Source organism: Paenibacillus cymbidii, assembly GCF_004764705.1.
GTDB classification, from domain to species: Bacteria; Bacillota; Bacilli; order Paenibacillales; family NBRC-103111; genus Paenibacillus_AN; species Paenibacillus_AN cymbidii.
In genome coordinates, this window is record NZ_SHLX01000015.1 from 149,830 (window position 1) to 169,468 (window position 19,639).

Sequence of the window (19,639 nt, forward strand, 5' to 3'; positions counted from 1 at the left end):
CAATAGCCAGTGTTTTCACTGGCTATTTTCTACCAACGGGGTAAAAATCAGCTAATAAAGCCTTTTTATGGCCTATTTTCTCCCCAGCCCCAAAGCGGGCCGATCGGCCCCCGCCGCTCTCGCTTTCCCGCCTGATCAGCGGCTCAGCACCCTTTTCCCGTATCGGCTCCCACACTTAGCGCTACCGCACCTTCACCTGCAGCCGCTGCCACACCGTTTTGCCGTTGAATGTAAAGGTGGCCGTTAGGGTCGCTTCGCCGGCGTGCACCGCCTGGAAGCCGATTTTGTTCGGCTGCTCCGGATCCGGCGGCGTTAACTGAACGGCGCTCCCGTTCACGCGCCAGTCGATGGCGGCGTTATCGTACGGCACATGGAAGCCGTTCGCGAAACGCGCCTTGAGCGATACCGCCGAGCTGTCGCCGACTTCCAGCAGCGATCGCTGCGCCACCAGCCGGGTCACTGTCCATGGCGACACCTCGACGACAAGCGATTCGACTTCGACGCCGCCCGCGAGCGCCCGGACGACGGCTTTGCCGGGCTTATGCGCAACCGCCACCCCGTTCGGCGCAATCGTCAGCACGTCCGGATTCATGCTCCGGTACTGCGTGTCGACGACAGTAGCCGGATGGTTGCGATCCTTCACAACCAGCTGCGCCGTCTGGCCGACGTCCAGCGTGCGCCTTGCGGCCGATACATCCCACGCGTAATCGGCGACAGGCTCCCGTGCGGCATATTTGACCAGCCGCACATTGTCGACGTACAGCGTATTCGGCAGCTTGAACGGCGGGTTGATGTTTTGCAAAATTTGCATGCTCCGCACGTCGTGAATGTTGAAGCTCGACCCTTGGGCCATGTCCGCAATCGGCACTTCCACGTTCGTCCAGCTATGCGGAGCAAGCTCGAAACGCCGGTCGAAGTAACGCAGGTAGCTCATCAAATCGTCGAAAAACCCGAGCGTGACGTACTGCGTTTCGTTCGACGGATTGTACACGGCGGCCGAAACGGAATCGTAGCCCGACCAGTCCGTTGCCGAATAAGTGCTGCCCCCGGCCGACGTTGCGTTCAGGAATACGCGGAAGTTCTGGAACTCCGTCGTAAAATCGACCTTCAGCGATTGTGCCCCGGTTCGAACGAAAGCCGCATTCGTGTTCAGCGACAACCGGCTCGAATCGTCGGCCGTCACCGTCAGCGAACCGCCTTCAAAATCGGCCAGCGTCAGCTTCGTATCGCCCGGCCCCTCCACCGCCTGCTCCGCCAGGATCAAATCCTTGTAGAGCGTTTGGCCTTCCTCGATTTTGATATCGACCGTCAAATCCTGATACCCGGCCTTGCGCACCGTAAACGGCGTGTGTACGGCATACAGCCCGTCGAAGCGGAACTTGCCGTACTTGTCGGTCGTTTCGATGTGCGGCGTATCGGTCGTAATGACCGCACCGGCAATCGGGTTGCCGGCCGCATCGACGACCCGCCCGCGCAAGCCGCCGACCGGCGCGACATAGACGCCTTTTACGAAGCGGTACAGCTCGTCGTACATCGCTCTTCCGGCCGGAGTATCGTCGTGGTACAGGTCGTAAACTCCCTTGACGTCCTGGTAATACGAAAGCAGCACGTCTTTCGCATAGCCGTATTTCGCCCCGCCGATCAAATAGTCGTTCCATTTCTCGCGGTAAAACGGAAATTCGAGCGCGCGCTGGTCAAACTCGAACTCGATGCCTTCCCCGGCAAGCTGCGCCGTCTGCGCGGTATTGCGCACCCAGTCGATCGTCGAATAGGCGGAGAAAAAGTGGTTCGGCTGCATCAGCGTAAAATCAAAACCGAGCAGCGCGCCCTTGTCCCGGTTCGGCGACGCCCCGAACGGAAACCAGCCGAGCTTGTAGCCGCCGTTATGCACGTATTGGACCGTATGCGCGATATTCGCCAGCTCGTCGGCATCGCTCGTGTCGGCGTCTTCCTGCAGCCAGTAGAAGCCTTTCAACTCCAGATGCCGGTAGTTTGCCTGCGCGAACCGGCCGGCGATTTCGTCCACGTACCATTCCACGGCACGGTTGCGATTGGCCAGCGACGCGAGGCTGTCCGCGACGCCGTCGCCGGTAATGTCGCCGAACGCCGTGCTGCGGGCATCGGGAAACGGGATCATCGCAAACACGCCGACCGTCTTGTTGGCTTCGTCAAGCTGCGCTCCGATCCGGTCAACCGCGTTGTCCAGCGCATCCAACTGCTCGCTTTGCCGGAACAGTTCGTCGATCAGCCATTGCCAATCGAGCTTCGTGCTCGGCACCGGCGTCTCCCGCGGGTCTTTCTGCAACGAACCGCCGTAAGGCGTGTACAGCGAGAGGAACAGGAAGCTGTCGAAGAACGTGTCGTCCGGTTTGCCCTGGTCGTCCAGATGGCCGACATACGGCATAAACTCGCCCGCGTCCCATTTGCCGATCTGCCTGCCGTCATAGTTTGCGGTGTCGTAGCTGCCGTAATAGATCATGGCGATGTTGTCGACTCCTGCCGCATTCCCGTCCCCTTCCGGCAAATAAGCGGCGCTTGCGGACGCGCAGAGGCCGAGCAAACCGAACAACGCGCCGAGCAGCAGCGCAAACAACGTTTTTTTCATCGGCGATCCCCTCCATCAAAAGTAAAAAGTCAAAAGTCAATTGTCGGCAAATACATCGGCCATTTCGATCCGCTTCAGCCTGAGCCTGGCATGGCAGACGCCGTCGTCCGCATTGCCGGCGCAGTAGGCGAGCAGCACGGCGTCGCCCGCCGGATGGATGGCCGTATAACAATAACCCGCGTCCTCATCGTCCTCGATCGTAAAAAACCGCTCCCACGTCTTGCCTTCGTCCCGGCTGACCGCGCCGACGAGCGGCGTTCGTCCGGCGTTGTGCCAGGACACCCGGCGCGTCTGGTAATTGGGGATCGGGTTCCACACGGCCAGCAGGCAATCGCGTCCGGGAATGCGCTTCATCGACAGCGGCGAATTCGGGGACGTAAACGCCGACGGCACGGGCATGCTCCAGTTGTCGCCGCCATCCGTCGAAAACGTCTCGTACTGGTAGCCGGCATGCGTGCGCGCCCACGCCCAGAGCGTGCCGTCCTTCAGCTCGACGACGCCGGGTTCCTCCAGCCCCCAGTGGATGCGCGGAATGTGCAGCGTATAGAACGTTTTCGATTCCCGCCAGGTCGCCCCGTCGTCGTCGGACAAATAAAACAGCAGAATCGAGCGCAAATTGACCGGCCGCACTTCGCCGAACTCGACGAACGGCATCAGGCTGTATTCGCACGGCATGATCAGCCGGCCGCTCGACAGGCGCACGACCCGGTCGTTGTTCACGCAATAATGGCCCTGGCTCGGCATGCAGCGGACGGGAGCGCTCCACGTGCGGCCTTCGTCGGCCGAGCGGCGCAGGTAGGCGTGCATAAAAACACTCTCGCGCACCAAATAAATCAGGCCGATGCCGCCGTCGTTCATCCGCAGCAGGCTGGCGCTCATTTTGTTCGGCGCGCCGCTGTGCTCGTCCCGGCCCACCACGACTTCATCGTCCGACCAGGTCGCTCCGCCGTCCTCCGAAACCCGTTTGACGATGACGGAATCGGCCGCATCGTCCCACGACGTTCCCGTAAACTTGCTGTATACGAACAGCAGCCGGCCGCCGGACAAGTCGAGGAAAGCTCCTTCGCTGTTGCGCGGGTTCCCTTCGGCCGGCGGCAAATCCATGATTCGTTGTCCCAACTTGTGCATAGGAAGCTCCTTGGCTTGGCGCGCAGCGCGCGCGAAATGGTTCAGGGAAGATCCGCCAGCGGAATGCTGCGCAATCGCAGCCTGGCGTGGCAAACACCGTCGGCGGCGCCTCCGGCGCAATAGGCGAGCAGTACGGCATCGGCCGTAAAATGGATGGCGGTGTAGCAAAATCCGGCGTTCTCGTCGTCTTCGATCGTCAGAAACCGTTCCCAGGTCGCGCCTTCGTCGTCGCTTGTCGCCGCCACCAGCGGCGAGCGGCCCCAGTTCGCATACGTAAACGGCTTCGTCTGGTATTTCGGCACCGGGTTCCAGACGGCGAGCAGCCGGCCGCTGCCCGGCACGCGCTTCATCGACAGCGGCGAGCTCGGGGACGTAAACACCGACGGCACGGGAACGCTCCAGTTGTCCCCGCCGTCGGGCGAGAACGTTTCGTATTGCGTGCCCGTCTCCGTCCGGCACCATGCCCACAGCGTGCCGTTCGCCAGCTCGACGACGCCCGGCTCGTCGAGTCCCGAAACGAATCGCGGCGCCTGCAGCGTGTACACCGAACGCGCTTCCCGCCATGACCGGCCGTCGTCGTCGGACAAATAAAACGCCAGGTACGCCCGGCAGTCGAACGACGCCGGATCGCGCACGTTTTCCCCGCGCATGCGGAAGTAGCAGGCCGGCGCAACGAGCCGCCCCGTCGACAGGCGGACGACCCGGTCGTTGTTGACGTTGTAGTAGCCCGGGCCGGACATGCAGACCGTCGGCGCGCCCCAGGTGCGCCCTTCGTCGCCCGAACGCCTGACGCACAGGCGCGTATCGTGCCAGCCGTATCGGACGAGGTAGAACAGCCCGATATCGCCGTTCCCGAGCCGCATCAGGCTGACGCTCATCACGTTGGCGGCGGCGCCATGCTCCTCGGGCAGCACGACGTCCTCGTCTTCCGACCACGTGGCCCCGCCGTCGGCCGAGTACCGCGCGGCAATTTTCGAATACGCCCAATCCTCCCACGACTCGCCGGTAAACTTGCTGTACAGAAACGCGAGCCGACCGTCTTGCAAATCGAGAAACGCTCCCTCGCTGTTGCGCGGATTTCCCGCCGTCGGCGGCAGCTCCAGCACTACTTGGCCTGTACGCGTCATCATTCCCGCTCCTTTGTCGTATGGCTGGCCGGGAGAGCTTTGCCGGCATGCGGCGCCGCCCCCGTCCGCCCTCACCCTTTGATGGAACCGATCATGACTCCTTTGACAAAATGCTTCTGCAGAAACGGATACACGAGCAGAATCGGTACCGTCGTCAATACGATCACCGCCGACTTCAGACTGAGATCGGTCGGCCGTTCGATCAGCGTGACCCGCATCGCCGGGTTCAACTGGTCGGCCGTCATCGTCAGCACGACGCGCCGCAGAAACACTTGCAGCGGCTGCAATGCCGGCTTGTTGATGTAAATTGTCGCGTCAAACCAGGCGTTCCAGTGCGCCACGGCGTAAAACAAGCCGATGGTGGCGAAGGTCGGCAAGCTGAGCGGGATCACGACGCGCAGCAGCACGGTCAGCGGCGACGCTCCGTCCATCGTAGCCGACTCCTCCAGCTCCGGCGGCAGCTGCATAAAAAAATTGCGCATAATAATCAGATTCCAGGCGCTGATCAGGCCGGGAACGATCATCACCCAGAACGTGTCGAGCAGATGCAGCCCTTTGATCAGCAAGTAGCTCGGCACAAGGCCGCCTTCGACCAGCATCGTGACGAACACCAGCGAAACGACGGCATTGCGTCCCGGCATCGCCTTTTTGGCCAACCCGTAAGCCATTGTCGCGGTAAAAATCAGATTGAGCAGCGTGCCGACGGTCACCCGCAGAATGGTAACCAGATAAGCCTGGTAAATCGTCGACCCTTTGCTCAGCAGGACGCGGTATGCGGCCAGATTGAGCTGTTCCGGCACGAGGATGAAGCTGCCCCGGCGAATGAGTTCGCTTTCCCCGACGAACGACGACGACAGTACGGAAACGAACGGCAACAGAAAGGAGACGGACAGCAGGGTCAGCACCACGCAGATGATCGCCTGCAGTCCAATTCCTCTGCCGCGTTTGGAACGGTTGTACATGGTTCGGCCCACCTTCTACCAGATCCCGTCCTGCTCGAGCTTTTTGGCTACGTAGTTCGCGCCGAGCAGCAGGAACAGCGCGATGAACGACTTGAATACCCCGACCGCCGCAGCGAACGAATACTGCATTTCGATCAGGCCTCTGCGGTACACATACGTGTCGATAATATCGGACACCTCGTACACCGGAGGGGAATACAGCAGCATGATTTGCTCGAAGCCAGCGTTCAACATCCCGCCGATCGAAAAGATCAGCATGATCACGACAATGAACAGGATGCCGGGCAGCGTAATATGCCACACTTGTTTCCATTTGCCGGCTCCGTCGACGGTCGCCGCCTCGTACAGCTGCGGGTCGATGCCGGCAATCGCGGCCAAATAAATGATCGAGCTCCAGCCGATATCCTTCCAGATGCCGGATGCAACGAGCACCGAACGAAAATAATGCTTGTCGCCGAGAAAGTTGATCGGCTCGACGCCCAGCTTGTGCAGCAGCGCGTTGACCAGGCCGCCGTCGGTCGTCAGCAGCGTGGTCATCAGCGAAGCGACGATTACCATGCTGATGAAATGCGGCAAGTAGGCGATCGTCTGCACCGAACGTTTGAACCAGACCGATCTCACTTCGTTCAACAGCAGCGCCAGCGCGATCGGCGCCGGAAATCCGAACAGCAGCCGGTAAAAGCTGATCGCCAATGTATTTTTCAAAATATCCCAAAAATAGTAGGACGAAACGAAGTTGCGAAAATGCTTGAGTCCGACCCAGTCGCTGGCGAATATGCCGCGAATGCCGTCGAACGGCGTCACGTCCTTGAAGGCGATGACGATGCCGTAAAGCGGCACATAATGAAAAATGAGGAAGTAGGCGACTCCGGGCAACAGCAGCAAGTAGTGCAGCCTGTACTTCCTCATGCCGACAAAATGACGGTTGTGCTTCGCATAGGTGACCGACATGGCTCGTGATCCGCTGCCCGGCCGTTATTGGCCGGACGACTTGGCTTTATTGTATTGCTCCGTGTACACGTCGATCCACTTGTCGAGGCCGGCGGCATACAGATCCTGCACGAACTTGTCGTAATCCGCCATCGGCCTTGCGCCCATGATGAACTTGGTCACTTCTTCGTTGATCATGCGCGAAATGTCCTCGCGGTTCGGCAGCTTGTCGGCAATCGCCTTCTGGTCGAACTTGTACGAGACGCCGGACGTAAACTCCGCCTTGGACGTAACCGGATTGGCCACGTACTTGTTATAGTATTCGATCTCCGGCTTGACGGCGGGATCGCTCGAGGAGAATTGCACCGTATACGCAAAAGACGAGCCGGTCAAAAATTCGCCGGCGTAATCCTGGTTGATCCGCTCGACGATATGGTTCGCAGGGTCGATGTAGCGCCAATGCTTGTCCTTGATGCCGTACATGAGCAGAAAATAGTTTTCGATGTCGGAGTGAATCCAGTCGAGCAGCTTGACGGCCGCTTGCGGGTCGCGGGCGGTTTTGCTCAGCAGCGTGCCGTACGTGCTGTACCCCTGCATCGTGCGCACGTTGCCTTGCGGCCCTTTCAACGCCGGGGGCACTTCGTATTTCGCTTCCGGCACGGTCGTCTGCAGCGCGGCCTGCGGGTTCGTTACGACCGTCACGTGAAGCGCCGTCGACGCCACCCGGTTTTGCTTGATCAGTTCCTTCATCCGGTCCCAGTTGATCGTAAACGTTTCCTTGTAGATGTACCCTTTCTGGTACCACTCCGCCATCTTCGCGACGAATTGCTTGTAGCCCGGGTGCAGCTCGGCCGGCTTGATTTTGCCGTCCTTGTCCAGCCAGTTGCCGTAGCCGACGTCCATGAAACCGGCGGACAACCCGAGGTTCAGGCCGATCAGGTCGACCAGCAGCGGAATCGTTTGCCCTTTGCCGGCCGGGTCCTGCTCTTTAAACGCTTTCAACACGTTTTCGAATTCGTCCATCGTCGTCGGCATCGGCAAATTCACTTTTTTCAGCCAGTCGGTGCGGATCATCGCCGTCTTCTCGGCCAGGGCGGGAATGATCGGCACGCCCCAAATTTGCCCTTTGTCGTCCGAAACGGCCGGCCACGCATTCGCCCAATCTTTGGGCCACAGCTTGCGGATGTTGCTGCCGTATTGGTCCAGCAAGCCGGTGATCGGCTGCGTGGCGCCCTTGATCCGGTACACGTCGGAAGCGCCCGGGAACAGATCCGGCGACTCGTTCGACGCCAGCAGCAGGTTCAGCTTCTCTTCGTACTGGCTGACCGGCGCAATGATCGGCACAATTTCGATGCCCGACTTGGCGATGATCTCCTTGCGCACCAACTCCAGATCGGCCGCCTTGCTCGGATTGGCCGGCGCCCCCGTATAGACGTATACTTTGGGCGGCTCCTTCTTGTCCGCCGGTTTGGCCGAAGCGGAGCTGTCCGCCTTCGTTCCGTCTGCAGATTTGTTTGAATTCGTTCCGCCGGATTGCTCGGAGCAACCGATCGTTCCTGCGGCAAGCACGCCTGCGAGCACCACTTTCCATGTCGACTTCCCCATCTTTTTCCTCCCTGTTCGTTAGTGAACCTCACGTCGGCCTGTCGTTTCCGCCGACACCTCGATCATAGGGAAGCCGGCAGCATAAAGAAATGCCACCTTTTTGACAACGGTGGCAACAGTCAAATATGTAGCATTGCGAAGGAAAAGGTGCAACTGCAATCGGGACGCTCAGAGCGGATAATGCCTGGCGACTTCCAGGTGCATCTTGCGGTAATCGCCCGGCGTCGTCCCCGTCGTTTCCTTGAAGATGCGGATGAAGTAATTCACTTTGTTGTAACCGAGCATGTCGCAGATGTCCTGCAGCTTCATATCCGTTTCGAGCAGCAGCCGTTTGCTCGTTTCGATCCGGTAGCCGGTCAAGTATTCGAGGAAATTGACGCCCGTTTTCTCCTTGAAAATGCGGCTCAAGTAGGACGGGTTCAAATGAAGCCGGTCCGCGACGGACGCCAGCGAAATCGGCTGGCCCGAGCTTTGCTCGATCAGGCGCAGCGCCTCGTCCACGTGAGCGTTCGATTTGGCCTGCAGCGCCTCTTCGGCATACCGGCTCAGCTTGCGGATCAGCTCGCCGAACCAGGCGATCGTTTCGTCCGGATCTTGCTCTTGCAGCAGAACGGCGTAAAGGCTGGTTTTGCTTCCCGCGATTTGTTCCAGGTCGACGCTCAGGCCGTTCGCCGTTTCCATCAGGCCCACCAGCAGCTGCATGAACGAACGCTGCATGTGCCGGAACGGCAGCGGCCGAATGTCGCTCGTCAGCTCGGCGAACAGGCGCAGCGCATGATCGGTTTGCCCGATCATGATCGCGCGATGAAAGACGGCCTCCTTGTCCTTCGAATACGCAGCCATGACGCCGCTTTGCAGCCGCACATCGTCGAGCGAAATGATTTCCCCTTCGCCGTTCATCCGGCGGTACCGAATCGCTTCGCCCGCCTCCTCGTACGCCCGCTTCATGTCGAGAATGTCGGCGCACGGGTAACCGATCCCGATCGTGCACGGCAAACGCAGCTCGCACAGCACCGAATCGCGAATGCGTTCGGCAAGCTCGTATGCGCGTTTGGCTTCCGCCTGGCCGCATGCGACGACAACGGCGAACACCGATTCCCCGATATCGACCACAATCCCCCGGCCCGTCTCCGCCACCGTCATCTCCAGCACGTCGCCAAGCCGCAGCCTGTCGAGGTTGCGGCTCTCCATATCCGCCCCCGTGCCGTGCGGCGGCTCTCCATATACAACCATCAGCGTCAAATCGCGCATCGGCAAATCGATGCCGAGGAACGCCATCCGTTCGGCGATTTCGTTCCTGTCGTACGTGTGGCCCCGCAGCAGCGACAGCAGAAACTTCTCCTTGTACGCAGGCAAACTTTCTTTCAGCCTGCCTTGCAAGCTTTCCCGGTCCGTAATCGCCCGCTCGAGACTCGTCCGGATCAGCTTCAGTTCGCCGAAGCGGCCGTCCGGCTGCGGCTGCCTGCTGTCGGCCCGATCGGCATGGCGCACGTAAGCGACAAGACTCGAGATCGGGTTGTACAAACTGCGCGACGCGAGCAGGACGAAAGCCCCCGTTGCCGCGACCAGCACAAACACGGTCGTTGCGATCAAGCCGCGCATGCGCGCGATGCCCTGGTACAGATCGCCCGGCGCTACGGCGTTCACGAACGTCCAGCCGAGCGCGGCCGACTTCTTGTACGTGACGAGCAGCTTCTTGCCGTCGGCGGCGCTGGCCGTTCCGCCCGTCGCCAAACCGGAGCCGATGCGCGCGGCGATGAGGCGCTCGCTGCCGCTGTCGCCGCCCGACAGCAGCACGTTGCCGTTCTCCGCCAGCACGAACGTGACGGCGTCGCTTTGCTTCTCGAGCTTCTTGACGATTTTCGCGTAGATCAGCTCCGCGTCCAGATTGACAATCAGCAGCGTATTCGGGTTCGGAGAATTGTAGACGACGGGAATGATCTGCTTCGTCTCCGGGTCGCCGGCTTGCCGCTGCAGGCTTCGCGCGTCCAGGAAGAACGGATATTTCGCGATGCCGGCGGAAATGCCTTCGGCCGCTTCGGGATACGGCAAATCCTCCGTACGCGACGAGCCGTAGGAATCGAGCGCGATGTCCTTCGCATAATCGACGTACTGGACGGAGTGGATGAAGTCGTTGGAACTTTTTAAGGCGTCCAGGTTCCACAGCAGCTTCTTCTTGATCGCCAGGTAACGCTCCAGCGTCGGCAAATCTTCCTTGTTGAGGCTGCCGGACAGCTGCTCGTAGTAATTGCCGCGGGGAAAAACCGCAAAGTCGCGCACCGAGCTGTCGAGCGTAAACTGCTCGAAGTTTTTGCCGATTTGTTTGATGACCAGCTCAACCGCATTGGCCGTTTGATCCAGGTAGCTGGCGTTTGCCAAATGAAGCTCGTCTTTCATCGATTCCCGCATCTTGAAATCGAGAAAGAAGCTTACGGCCAGCAGCGGCAGCAAAGAAACGAGCAGCGACAACGCGATCAGTTTGAGGTAAAAATGTTTGTTGCGCGCGGCATTGCGAATTTTGTCGTACATGTGCATGCCCCCTTGTATCGGTCTTCCCCGCTTCCCCGTCAACGGTATTGATCCGGCAACAGCGCCGGCGGCTTGAGCGGATCGACCGGCTCCGTCCGGCCGCTGACGGCGCTTCGCTCCGCTGCGGCGAGCGTTCCCGTCAGCATGCCGCTCTGGCGATAGCTGAACGGCCAGTCGCATTTGCCTTGCGCCGCGTCGAGGAACGTATTGATTTCCGCTGCATATGTCGCTTCCAGCCGCTCCGCTATCGTCCCGCATTGCAAGGTGTCGTCGATGCCGCGACCGGGAAGCCGGCGCACGATCGATCCCGCCGCGAGATCGAACTCGACGATGCCGTTCGAGCCGACGGCGATGCCTTGGCGCACCGTCTGCGGGCTGGCCATCAGCACTGCCAGTTGGCCGGTCGCGCCGCTCTCCAGCTCCATCTGCAAGCACCATGTATCTTCCGAGTCCATGGTCAGCCCGCCCCTGCGTCCGACCGTACCGGATACCGCGCGCGGCTCGCCGAACACGTAACCGAGGCCGATCAGCTCGAACGGCACCATTTCCCTGCCGGGCGCGGTGCTGCGTCGGCGCGCATAATATTCCGCTCCTTCGCCGGGATGCCAGCCGGGCGCGTCGACGGACAGGCACATCGCATACGCATGCAGCTTGCCGAGATCTTCCCGGACGACATCGTGCAACCGCTGCACGACGGGCAGAAAATAAAACGTGCAGGAAGGCGCCGCCACAATCCCCTTCTCGCGGACGGCCCGTTCAACGACCGTGTAATCGTACGTCCAGATGTCGGCCTCGCTGAAAAAGGACAATCCCTGTTGCATCGCCAGCTCCACATAAGGCGCATGCGCATCCGGCGGCGTGGAAATCACGATCGCGTCCGGCCCCCAGGCGAGCGCTTCCTCAGGCGTGGCGAAGCCGGGGATGCCGAACCGGTTCGCGGCCGCTTCGCGTCTGTCGTCTCTCGCCTCGAGCAGCGCCAGCTGCACGTCCCCGCGTGCGTCCCGGCGAGCGCTCAAATCCCGCAGCCTTCTCGTTCCCATCGACCCCGAACCGATTTGCAGCACCTTGCTGATTTCGCCCATTTGCCATTCCTCCCGCGGAACTTGATATGTTTAAGGTATATTATACTTTCATAACCTTCACTATCTTTACGAGTATGATCGTATCCGACGGATTGACGTTAGTCAATGCTTTGTTTTAACGAAATTGCCGGCAAATCGGGAGGGGTTTCGGCCGATGAAAAGGGAGGGTTGTCGCGGCGGATGAGGTTCAAGTATAATATACTTGTTATTGCTACTTTTAGCGGAAGATGTGATCGTGTTGTCGAATGTGTTGTTGTCCGATATTGTCACCGAACGGATTAAAGCTTATATTGTCGCCAATCGGCTCGCTCCCGGCGACCGGCTCCCGAACGAAAAGGAGTTGGTCGAGAAGTTCGCCGTCAGCCGGACGGTGGTGCGCGAGTCGCTGAAGGCGCTGCACATGGTCGACGTCGTCCGCATCAAGTCGGGCGACGGCTTGTTCGTCGGCGAACCGTCGCTGAAGAGCGTCGCCAGCCACGTCTTTTACCAGTGGAAGCACGACGCGCGCAAAATGCGCGAGCTGCTCGACACGCGCATCGTGTTGGAGCAGGGCGCCGTCGAAATGGCGATCCGGCATAACGACGCGCGGCTGATTGAGGCGATGGAGCAATGGAATCGGCGGCTCCAAGCGGAAGAGGTCGACCCCGATGAGGGCGACCTCGGCTTTCACCGCGCCTTGTTCGCGGCGACCGGCAATGGCGTTTATGCGCAGCTTAGCGATATATTGACCGACTTCTTCCACGCCCCTGCCGCCCGGGGACGGATCGCCGAGCCGGTCTGGAAGGACGCTTGCGAGGAGCACGCGGAGATTGTCGCCGCCATCCGGCGCAAAAACGTCAAAGTGGCCAAACAAATGATGGCCCTGCACCTGGAAACGCTGCGCGCCGCCATTCCGGAGCAGCGCGGAACAGTCTGACGCGGCTGATCGCGAGTATCGATCATAACGGCTGGTGCCGAAACAGCTCGAGCACCCGCTGCTGCTCCTCGGGATCGAGCCCCTTGCCGTCGCAATAGTCGGCATTATGCAGGAGCTCTTGTACATCCGTCGTTCCCGTCAAGGTAACCGATATATCCGGACAACTGATGCAGAAGCGCATGGCGGCTTCAACCAGCCCTCCCGGACCGGCCGATTTGCGCAAAAACGATATTTTTTCCATTCTGGCTTGCGACTCGGTTACCAGTTCCCCGTTCCGGTCAAGAAAGGGAGCCGGCTGGTCGGCCAAAATCCCCATCCACAGCGGACTGGCCAGCACAACGCCGATTCGATTGTGCCGCGTGTGGGGAAACAGCCATTCGTCGGCGCTCTGATCGATCAACGTATACGTCCCGAACGGTTGAATCGCGTCGATCGTCCCGTCCTGAACATAAGGCTCGATGGAACGGGCTTTCCTCCCGCTCACGCCGATAAAACGAATCTTCCCTTGCTCCTGCAGCTTCTTCAGCGCGGGGAGCGTCTCGCTGCGAACCCGCTCGTCCCCAGCATTTTCCAGCGAATGGATCTGCATCAGATCGATATGATCCATACGCAGCAGCTGCAGGCTGCGCTCCACCGATTGGATCGTCCGCTCATAGGAGTACGAGTCGCTCCCATGGCCCTTGCCTACCTTGCTCGCCACAATCGCCTGATTCCGCCGTCCTTTCAGAGCGAGGCCGATTCGTCTTTCGCTTTCCCCGTATGAAGCAGCCGTGTCGATAAAGGTAATGCCCCGATCCAGCGCGGCATGCACCAACGTCTCGGCTTGCCGATCCGACACCGCCTGCTGTTCTCCCATATTGGCTCCTCCGAGTCCCAAGCGGGATACCCGCAGCCCCGTTCTGCCCAGTTCGCTGTACTGCATCGTGCCTCAACTCCCGTTCTGTGGATTATTCCTCCCGCTGCCGCCGCTCCAGGAAGCCCTTCAAAATCAAAATATAAAACATACTGGTCAGATAAGGCAATATCAGTATAGCCTTGTTTTCCGGATTTTCCGAACGATATATCCATGCCATCTGTGTCACAGGAGCGTTTTCCCCGCCTCATCGTCGGTCGGAGCGAAATAGGCCATAAAAGATGGCCTATTTTCGCCATCTCCTTCCTGCTCCGCGTTAACCAGACAACAACCGCTCGCTTGCTGCCGCTAAACTTGAATTGAAAATTTGATTGCAGCAACAATGGAAGCTATGTTACTATTCATTCCGAGTAATTGCATAGGATTTTGCACATTAACATTTTGCCCCAATTTGGATTTATCGCTACCTCTTTAAGAAGGTGCCCCATGAGCAAATTTGTCTTGTCCCCAAACGAAAACGCCAAGTTTTTGCTGCGCAACGTCTCCGTCGTCGTCCTCGGATTGTTCGCGAATCAACTGCTGGAGACATTCGGCGGCATCGCCCTGGGCGCATGCGGCTCGAACGCCGCCAAAGATTCGGGCAGCTCGCCGTCGGCAAGCGCAGGCGCTAGCGCAAGCCCATCGCCGTCCGCCGCCAATGCAGCTGCGCAGGAGAAAACCAAACTCGCCTACTGGACGGCGGAACGGGGACGCGCCGACTTCCTCAAGGACACCGTCAAGCGTTACAACGAAACGAATAAAGACAACATCGAAGTGGAAATTACCATCTTCGCGGACAATTACGCGCAAGCGGTCGATGCGGCTTATGCGGGCGGAACAGCGCCGGACATTATTAACGTCTCGGGTGTCGGCACGCTGGGCACGCTCGTGGCCAAAAACTATCTGGAGCCGCTCGACAGTTATTTGACGCCGGAACTGAAGAAGCAGAACGAAAGCCTGCTTAAGGAAGGCGTCAACACGCTGCAGGGGAAAATTTATTCGCTTCCGAACCAGGGTTCGACTTACCGCCTGCTCTACAATGTCGATCTGTTGAACAAGGCAGGATATGCCAAACCGCCGGAAACGCTCGACGAACTGGTCGATGCAGCCAAGAAGATTACCCAGGCCGGCAAGGCGGAAGGCGTATACGGCTTCGCTTTGCCTTACAAGTCTCCTGCCAGTGCGCTGAGCCGGTCCGCTGCGGTAATCGCGTCTTTGACCGGCTATGAGAAATCCGGGTTCGATTTCAAAACCGGCAAATACGACTTCAGCGGCTACGCCGAGATCATTCAGGCGTTCCGGCAAATGTGGGTCGACGGCAGCACGTTCCCGGGTTCGGAATCGACGGACATCGATCCGCTGAAAGCCCAGTTTGCGGAAGGAAAGATCGGCTTCCTGCTCTCCTCCTCCAACGAGCCTGGCGTGTTCAAGACGCAATTTCCGGCCAAAATCAAGTGGGCGGCCGCAACCGTGCCGACAGGCAAAGGGGTGCGGGGCGGCGCCGCGTATATGACCGGCGGAACCTGGTACGGCATAAGCAAACAATCGAAGAACAAAGATAAAGCCTGGAAATTCCTCTCCTACATGTACGGCGATCAAGTGTTGACGGAGTCGCAGGAGGTTGCCGGTTGGTTGTCCATGGTTCCTGCCATTGTGGCGAAAGCGAAGCTGCCGGATATTCCGGGCACCGAATATTTCCTGCCGGGCAAATACGACGCGATTTGGCCGCAGCCGCCGGAAAATATCGTGCCGGAAGGAAAAAACTCCGATCAAGCGTTCGTCGACTATATTATCGCCGGAGGCAATCTGGATAAAATCATCCAGGGCCTGAATGACAGCTACAACGCCGCGCTGAGCCGTTCCGGCCAGAAGGTAACGCCCAATCCTTCCTTCAACCCGTCGCAGCTTCAGCAGAAATAACGTTTCCGGCGACCATAAAGGGGCCAATCGGCCCCTTTATGGTCGCCGGAAACGGAAAGGAGCCTGACCGATGGCACATTGGCGGGATCGCTGGAAGGCCTATCTTTTTCTTGCGCCCAGTGCGTGTTTGACGCTTGTCTTCTCCGTTTACCCCGTGCTGTGGGTATTCCGCTTCATGTTCTACGAATACCGCGGCTACGGCACACCGAAATTTACCGGGCTGTACAACTTCCACAGGCTGTTCCGGGACGATCAATTCCGGGATGCGCTGTGGAATACGCTGCAATTCGCTTCCGGCAAGCTGATCCTGACGATGCCGATTGCTTTGGTGCTGGCGGTTATTCTTAACGGCAAGCTGCGAGGCAGAAGCTTGCTGCGCATCTTGTTTTTTATGCCGACCGTCATCAGCGTTTCGATCATGTCCGTCGTTTTCTATATCATCTTCAACTCGTACAACGGGCTGCTCAACCAATATTTGCTCAAATTCGGCGTAGTCTCCGGACCCGTCGCATGGCTCGGCTCCGAACACGCGATGCTGACCGTCATTCTCGTTGCGGTCTGGGGAGCGATCGGAAACAACATGCTGCTCTTCCTTGCCGGACTCCAGGGCATCCCCCGGGACGTATACGAAAGCGCGTCGCTCGACGGGGCGGGCGCGTGGCAGAAATTCCGCTTCATCACGATTCCGATGCTCGGACCGGTGCTGCAGATCATCATGATGCTCGCCATCATTTCGTCCCTGAAAGGATACGAGGGCATCATGGTATTGACGGGAGGAGGGCCGGCGGGCACCACGAACGTGCTTTATTTGTATTTGTTCAAAATGTTGTTCCCGATCTCTTCGGCCGGCGGGCCGACGACACAGGAAATCCGCTACGGCAGTTCGGTAGGCTTCGTCATCGCCATCCTGATCGGCATCGTGACGGCAGTGTACTACTTCCTCTCCCGCAGGCTGAACCGCATGCACGAATAAAGGAGACTCGCCATGACAGCCATTCGTACGAACCGGCAGGGGCCGGGAAGGAGATACCGCTTCGCTGCGAGCATGGGCCGCATTTTCGTCGGAGCGTTCGTGCTTGCGGTGCTGTTGTTTACGCTGATCCCGATCGTGCTCGCGCTGCTCGGTTCGCTCAAGACGAACACGGAGCTTACGGTCGGCGCCACGTTCCTGCCTAAGCGCTGGGACTTCTCGACCTATGCGCGCGCCTGGAACGAGGCGCATTTCGCCATCTTTACCTGGAACAGCATTTACGTGAGCGTCCTCTCTTCGATCGGCACGGTAGCGGTCGCGTCGATGGCCGCTTATGCGGTGGGCCGTGTCGCTTTCGCAGGGAAACGGCTGTTCGTCGCCGTGCAAACCGGCACCATGTTCGTGGCGCTCGGCGCGATTACGCTTCGTCCGCAGTTCGACATCATGGTAGGTTTGCATCTGAATACGTCGCTCGCGGCAGTCATTATACTCAACATCTCCAATCATGCCTTTGCCTTCCTGATCTTGCTCGGCTTCATGAAAGGCGGCTTGCTGGATCGTTCGGAAGAGGAGCGCCGTCCTTACGTGTTCAGCGAACTCGATAACCGCGCTATGGTCCGGGAGGAACGATACAAGTACATCTTCTATTCTTCCGGCGAAAAAGAATTGTACGATCTCGACAGCGATCCGCACGAGATGATCAACCTGGCGTATCGCGAATCGTCCCGGGACGTCGTCGACCGGCTTCATCAGGCGCTGGCGCTGCATATGATGGAAACCCGCAACGTGCATACGAAGTTCAATCGCAAAGTGGCGTACGCCAAACGGCTTGAGCTCGAGGAAGCTTACCGGCTGTCGCTGCAGGCGAAGCAAGCCTAATAGTTTGTCCGGAGGAGACGTTCATCCCATGAAGACCAACCCGAATTTGCTGTTCCTCTTCACGGACCAGCAGCGCGCCGATACGCTGCAGGCGTACGGCAACGACAAGATCAGGACGCCGCACCTGAACCGGCTCGGCGAACAGAGCGCCGTGTTCCGCAATACCTACGTGACCCAGCCGGTATGCACGCCTTCCCGCGGGACGATTATGACCGGGCTGTACCCGCATCATCATGGCTGTACGGCAAACAACGACATTCTCGGCGCAGACAAACTCATTCTGCCCGAGCACCTGCGCGAAGCCGACTACCGCAGCGGATATATCGGCAAGTGGCATTTGGGCAACGAAACGATCAAGCAGCGCGGCTTCGACGAGTGGATCAGCGTGGAAGATTATTATTTGGCCGAAACGCTTGCCTCCTCGGGACGCACGGTGTATTCCGACTATCACCGTTATCTGCAGGAGCAAGGCTTGGAGACAGATGCGGCCAGCAACGGGTTCCCCGTCTATTCGCGGGAATTCGCATGCGCGTTGCCCGAGCACTTGAGCAAGCCGGCATTTATCGCCGACCAGGCGTGCCGGTTCATTCGCGAGCATCGCGACGGGCCGTTCGTGCTGTATGCGAATTTCCTGGAGCCGCACCCGCCCTACAACAGTGCGTACGACGACTTGTACGATCCGCAGGAGATCGAGCTTCCGCCCCGCTTCCTCGCCGAGGTTGGCGAGAACATGGTGCTTCGCAGGCGCATTCAGGCGTTCGGACGATTCGATCGCCGACTGGAAGGGATCATTCCCGACGAGCTGGCGCATGACGATGCCGGGCGCCGGAGCTGCTGGCGCACGCCCCTCTCCGGACGGATGACGTCTTCATCGAATGGGTATTCGATCGCGAGCACGGCAAAGTCGGCGATATCGACGCAACACGCGCGGAGGTTCGCGAATCGGTCGGCGTCAACATGCGGGCGGTAGTGTCCGAAGGCAGATGGAAGCTTGTGCTGGCGGACACGGGCGAACACGAGCTGTTCAACTTGTTGGCCGACCCGTTCGAGGATAACAACCTGTACGGCCGCAGCGAGCATCAAGCTATCGCGGAACGCCTGCGCGGGCGCATTGCCGACTGGCAGAAGCGCACGTTTGACGATTGGGAATCATGGTAGATGGGATCACAAACCGAATCATCCTTTAAGCGAGCCGATCATGACACCTTTGACAAAATATTTTTGCAAAAAGGGATAGAAAGCGATAATCGGCGTAATGGCGACAATGATGGTTGCCGCTTTGACCGATTGACTCGATACTTCTTCCGTCATCGTGATAAAGGTCCCTGTGGTGGTGGGATCAATCCGTTCCTGCTGAAAAATCTTCTGTACGAGCAGCTGCAGGACAAAACTGTTCTTATTGCGCAGATAGATCATCGCATCAAACCAGGCGTTCCAATGCGCGACTCCGGACCATAGCGCAATGACCGCAATAATCGGCATCGATAACGGAAAAATAATGCGAAAGGCAACCTGGACCGGATTCGCCCCGTCGATATGAGCGGACTCTTCCAACTCCTTCGGAAACGCCATAAGAAAGTTGCGAGCCAGAATAACATACCAAGCGTTAGCCAGGGTGGGCAGGACAAGCACCCATAATGAACCGATGAGACCATATGATTTCATCGTCAAATAGGTCGGAATCAAGCCGCCGCTGAAAAACATCGTAAACAATAAAAATAATGTGATGGGATTACGGTACGGCAAATCTTTGCGCGACAAGGCGAATGCCGCGAACATCGTAACCAGCACCGTAAGCACAACTCCAAATACCGTACGGAAAATCGTATTGGCAAAAGCGGAATAAATGACATCGCTATGAAACACCTGCTTGTAGGAGGCCCAAGTAAACCCTTCCACCCATAGCCGCAACCCGAGTTTGTTGATGAATGCCGGCCCCGTTACCGACAGCATCAATAAATTCCAAAACGGATAAACGAACACAATCGCCAAAACAACCATAAGTCCATAATTGCATACATCGAAAAAACGAGCTGCAAAGCTTCTTCGACTTACTGACATGATATTCGTTCACCTCTCTTGTGCAACAGCACC

At 58.7% G+C, this 19,639-nt stretch carries 16 protein-coding genes; 6 read left to right on the forward strand and 10 right to left on the reverse strand.

What is annotated here, in order from left to right:
- Positions 1–181: 181 nt before the first annotated feature.
- From EXY20_RS20900 to EXY20_RS20935, 8 genes are all read right to left on the reverse strand, one after another.
- Complete coding sequence (locus EXY20_RS20900) at positions 182–2,605, reverse strand: DUF4855 domain-containing protein (protein ID WP_135554043.1); 2,424 nt, start codon at positions 2,603–2,605, stop codon at positions 182–184.
- Positions 2,606–2,641: 36 nt separating this feature from the next.
- The gene (locus EXY20_RS20905; protein ID WP_135554044.1) at positions 2,642–3,733 is read right to left on the reverse strand and encodes a sialidase family protein; all 1,092 of its coding nucleotides are present in this window, start codon (positions 3,731–3,733) and stop codon (positions 2,642–2,644) included.
- Positions 3,734–3,774: 41 nt separating this feature from the next.
- A complete protein-coding gene (locus EXY20_RS20910; RefSeq protein ID WP_167859395.1) occupies positions 3,775–4,860 on the reverse strand; it encodes a sialidase family protein in 1,086 nt (361 codons plus the stop codon).
- A gap of 71 nt (positions 4,861–4,931) precedes the next feature.
- Positions 4,932–5,822 (reverse strand): carbohydrate ABC transporter permease, encoded by an 891-nt coding sequence (locus tag EXY20_RS20915; RefSeq protein ID WP_135554046.1) that lies wholly within the window; start codon positions 5,820–5,822, stop codon positions 4,932–4,934.
- A gap of 15 nt (positions 5,823–5,837) precedes the next feature.
- Positions 5,838–6,773: an ABC transporter permease gene (locus EXY20_RS20920; protein ID WP_135554047.1), complete on the reverse strand. Its 936-nt coding sequence runs from the start codon at positions 6,771–6,773 to the stop codon at positions 5,838–5,840.
- A gap of 24 nt (positions 6,774–6,797) precedes the next feature.
- Complete coding sequence (locus EXY20_RS20925) at positions 6,798–8,357, reverse strand: type 2 periplasmic-binding domain-containing protein (protein WP_135554048.1); 1,560 nt, start codon at positions 8,355–8,357, stop codon at positions 6,798–6,800.
- 168 nt (positions 8,358–8,525) lie between these two features.
- Positions 8,526–10,886, reverse strand: a complete 2,361-nt coding sequence (locus tag EXY20_RS20930) for a helix-turn-helix domain-containing protein (RefSeq protein WP_167859396.1) — start codon at positions 10,884–10,886, stop codon at positions 8,526–8,528.
- 38 nt (positions 10,887–10,924) lie between these two features.
- The gene (locus tag EXY20_RS20935; protein WP_135554050.1) at positions 10,925–11,968 is read right to left on the reverse strand and encodes a Gfo/Idh/MocA family protein; all 1,044 of its coding nucleotides are present in this window, start codon (positions 11,966–11,968) and stop codon (positions 10,925–10,927) included.
- Positions 11,969–12,203: 235 nt separating this feature from the next.
- Between EXY20_RS20935 and EXY20_RS20940 the strand changes: the two genes are divergently transcribed.
- Positions 12,204–12,884, forward strand: a complete 681-nt coding sequence (locus EXY20_RS20940; RefSeq protein ID WP_135554051.1) for a FadR/GntR family transcriptional regulator — start codon at positions 12,204–12,206, stop codon at positions 12,882–12,884.
- Positions 12,885–12,906: 22 nt separating this feature from the next.
- Here EXY20_RS20940 and EXY20_RS20945 read toward each other — a convergent pair whose 3' ends face one another.
- Positions 12,907–13,806, reverse strand: coding sequence for an aldo/keto reductase (locus EXY20_RS20945; RefSeq protein WP_135554052.1), 900 nt, complete (start codon positions 13,804–13,806; stop codon positions 12,907–12,909).
- 417 nt (positions 13,807–14,223) lie between these two features.
- Between EXY20_RS20945 and EXY20_RS20950 the strand changes: the two genes are divergently transcribed.
- The 5 genes from EXY20_RS20950 to EXY20_RS20970 all read left to right on the forward strand — a co-directional run bounded on the left by EXY20_RS20950 (position 14,224) and on the right by EXY20_RS20970 (position 18,703).
- Entirely contained in the window at positions 14,224–15,696 is a 1,473-nt protein-coding gene (locus EXY20_RS20950) for an ABC transporter substrate-binding protein (RefSeq protein ID WP_135554053.1), read from the forward strand.
- 70 nt (positions 15,697–15,766) lie between these two features.
- Complete coding sequence (locus tag EXY20_RS20955; RefSeq protein ID WP_135554054.1) at positions 15,767–16,669, forward strand: carbohydrate ABC transporter permease; 903 nt, start codon at positions 15,767–15,769, stop codon at positions 16,667–16,669.
- A 12-nt stretch (positions 16,670–16,681) separates the two neighbouring features.
- Positions 16,682–17,545, forward strand: a complete 864-nt coding sequence (locus EXY20_RS20960; protein ID WP_135554055.1) for a carbohydrate ABC transporter permease — start codon at positions 16,682–16,684, stop codon at positions 17,543–17,545.
- A 28-nt stretch (positions 17,546–17,573) separates the two neighbouring features.
- Positions 17,574–18,515 (forward strand): sulfatase-like hydrolase/transferase, encoded by a 942-nt coding sequence (locus EXY20_RS20965; RefSeq protein ID WP_135554056.1) that lies wholly within the window; start codon positions 17,574–17,576, stop codon positions 18,513–18,515.
- Positions 18,515–18,703, forward strand: coding sequence for a hypothetical protein (locus tag EXY20_RS20970; protein ID WP_135554057.1), 189 nt, complete (start codon positions 18,515–18,517; stop codon positions 18,701–18,703). The genes EXY20_RS20965 and EXY20_RS20970 overlap by 1 nt, the downstream gene beginning before the upstream one ends.
- Positions 18,704–18,721: 18 nt before the next feature.
- On the opposite strand, the gene EXY20_RS20975 is transcribed toward EXY20_RS20970, so the two are convergent.
- On the reverse strand, positions 18,722–19,606 hold the full coding sequence (locus EXY20_RS20975; protein ID WP_135554058.1) for a carbohydrate ABC transporter permease: 885 nt from the start codon (positions 19,604–19,606) through the stop codon (positions 18,722–18,724).
- Positions 19,607–19,639: the final 33 nt, after the last annotated feature.

What these genes read in the sequence shown, in the direction of transcription:
- EXY20_RS20900 (WP_135554043.1), bottom strand. Translation starts at nt 2,605, where the DNA reads ATGAAAAAAACGTTGTTTGCGCTGCTGCTCGGCGCGTTGTTCGGTTTG.
- EXY20_RS20905 (WP_135554044.1), bottom strand. Translation starts at nt 3,733, where the DNA reads ATGCACAAGTTGGGACAACGAATCATGGATTTGCCGCCGGCCGAAGGG.
- EXY20_RS20910 (WP_167859395.1), bottom strand. Translation starts at nt 4,860, where the DNA reads ATGACGCGTACAGGCCAAGTAGTGCTGGAGCTGCCGCCGACGGCGGGA.
- EXY20_RS20915 (WP_135554046.1), bottom strand. Translation starts at nt 5,822, where the DNA reads ATGTACAACCGTTCCAAACGCGGCAGAGGAATTGGACTGCAGGCGATC.
- EXY20_RS20920 (WP_135554047.1), bottom strand. Translation starts at nt 6,773, where the DNA reads ATGTCGGTCACCTATGCGAAGCACAACCGTCATTTTGTCGGCATGAGG.
- EXY20_RS20925 (WP_135554048.1), bottom strand. Translation starts at nt 8,357, where the DNA reads ATGGGGAAGTCGACATGGAAAGTGGTGCTCGCAGGCGTGCTTGCCGCA.
- EXY20_RS20930 (WP_167859396.1), bottom strand. Translation starts at nt 10,886, where the DNA reads ATGTACGACAAAATTCGCAATGCCGCGCGCAACAAACATTTTTACCTC.
- EXY20_RS20935 (WP_135554050.1), bottom strand. Translation starts at nt 11,968, where the DNA reads ATGGGCGAAATCAGCAAGGTGCTGCAAATCGGTTCGGGGTCGATGGGA.
- EXY20_RS20945 (WP_135554052.1), bottom strand. Translation starts at nt 13,806, where the DNA reads ATGCAGTACAGCGAACTGGGCAGAACGGGGCTGCGGGTATCCCGCTTG.
- EXY20_RS20950 (WP_135554053.1), top strand. Translation starts at nt 14,224, where the DNA reads ATGAGCAAATTTGTCTTGTCCCCAAACGAAAACGCCAAGTTTTTGCTG.
- EXY20_RS20955 (WP_135554054.1), top strand. Translation starts at nt 15,767, where the DNA reads ATGGCACATTGGCGGGATCGCTGGAAGGCCTATCTTTTTCTTGCGCCC.
- EXY20_RS20960 (WP_135554055.1), top strand. Translation starts at nt 16,682, where the DNA reads ATGACAGCCATTCGTACGAACCGGCAGGGGCCGGGAAGGAGATACCGC.
- EXY20_RS20965 (WP_135554056.1), top strand. Translation starts at nt 17,574, where the DNA reads ATGAAGACCAACCCGAATTTGCTGTTCCTCTTCACGGACCAGCAGCGC.
- EXY20_RS20975 (WP_135554058.1), bottom strand. Translation starts at nt 19,606, where the DNA reads ATGTCAGTAAGTCGAAGAAGCTTTGCAGCTCGTTTTTTCGATGTATGC.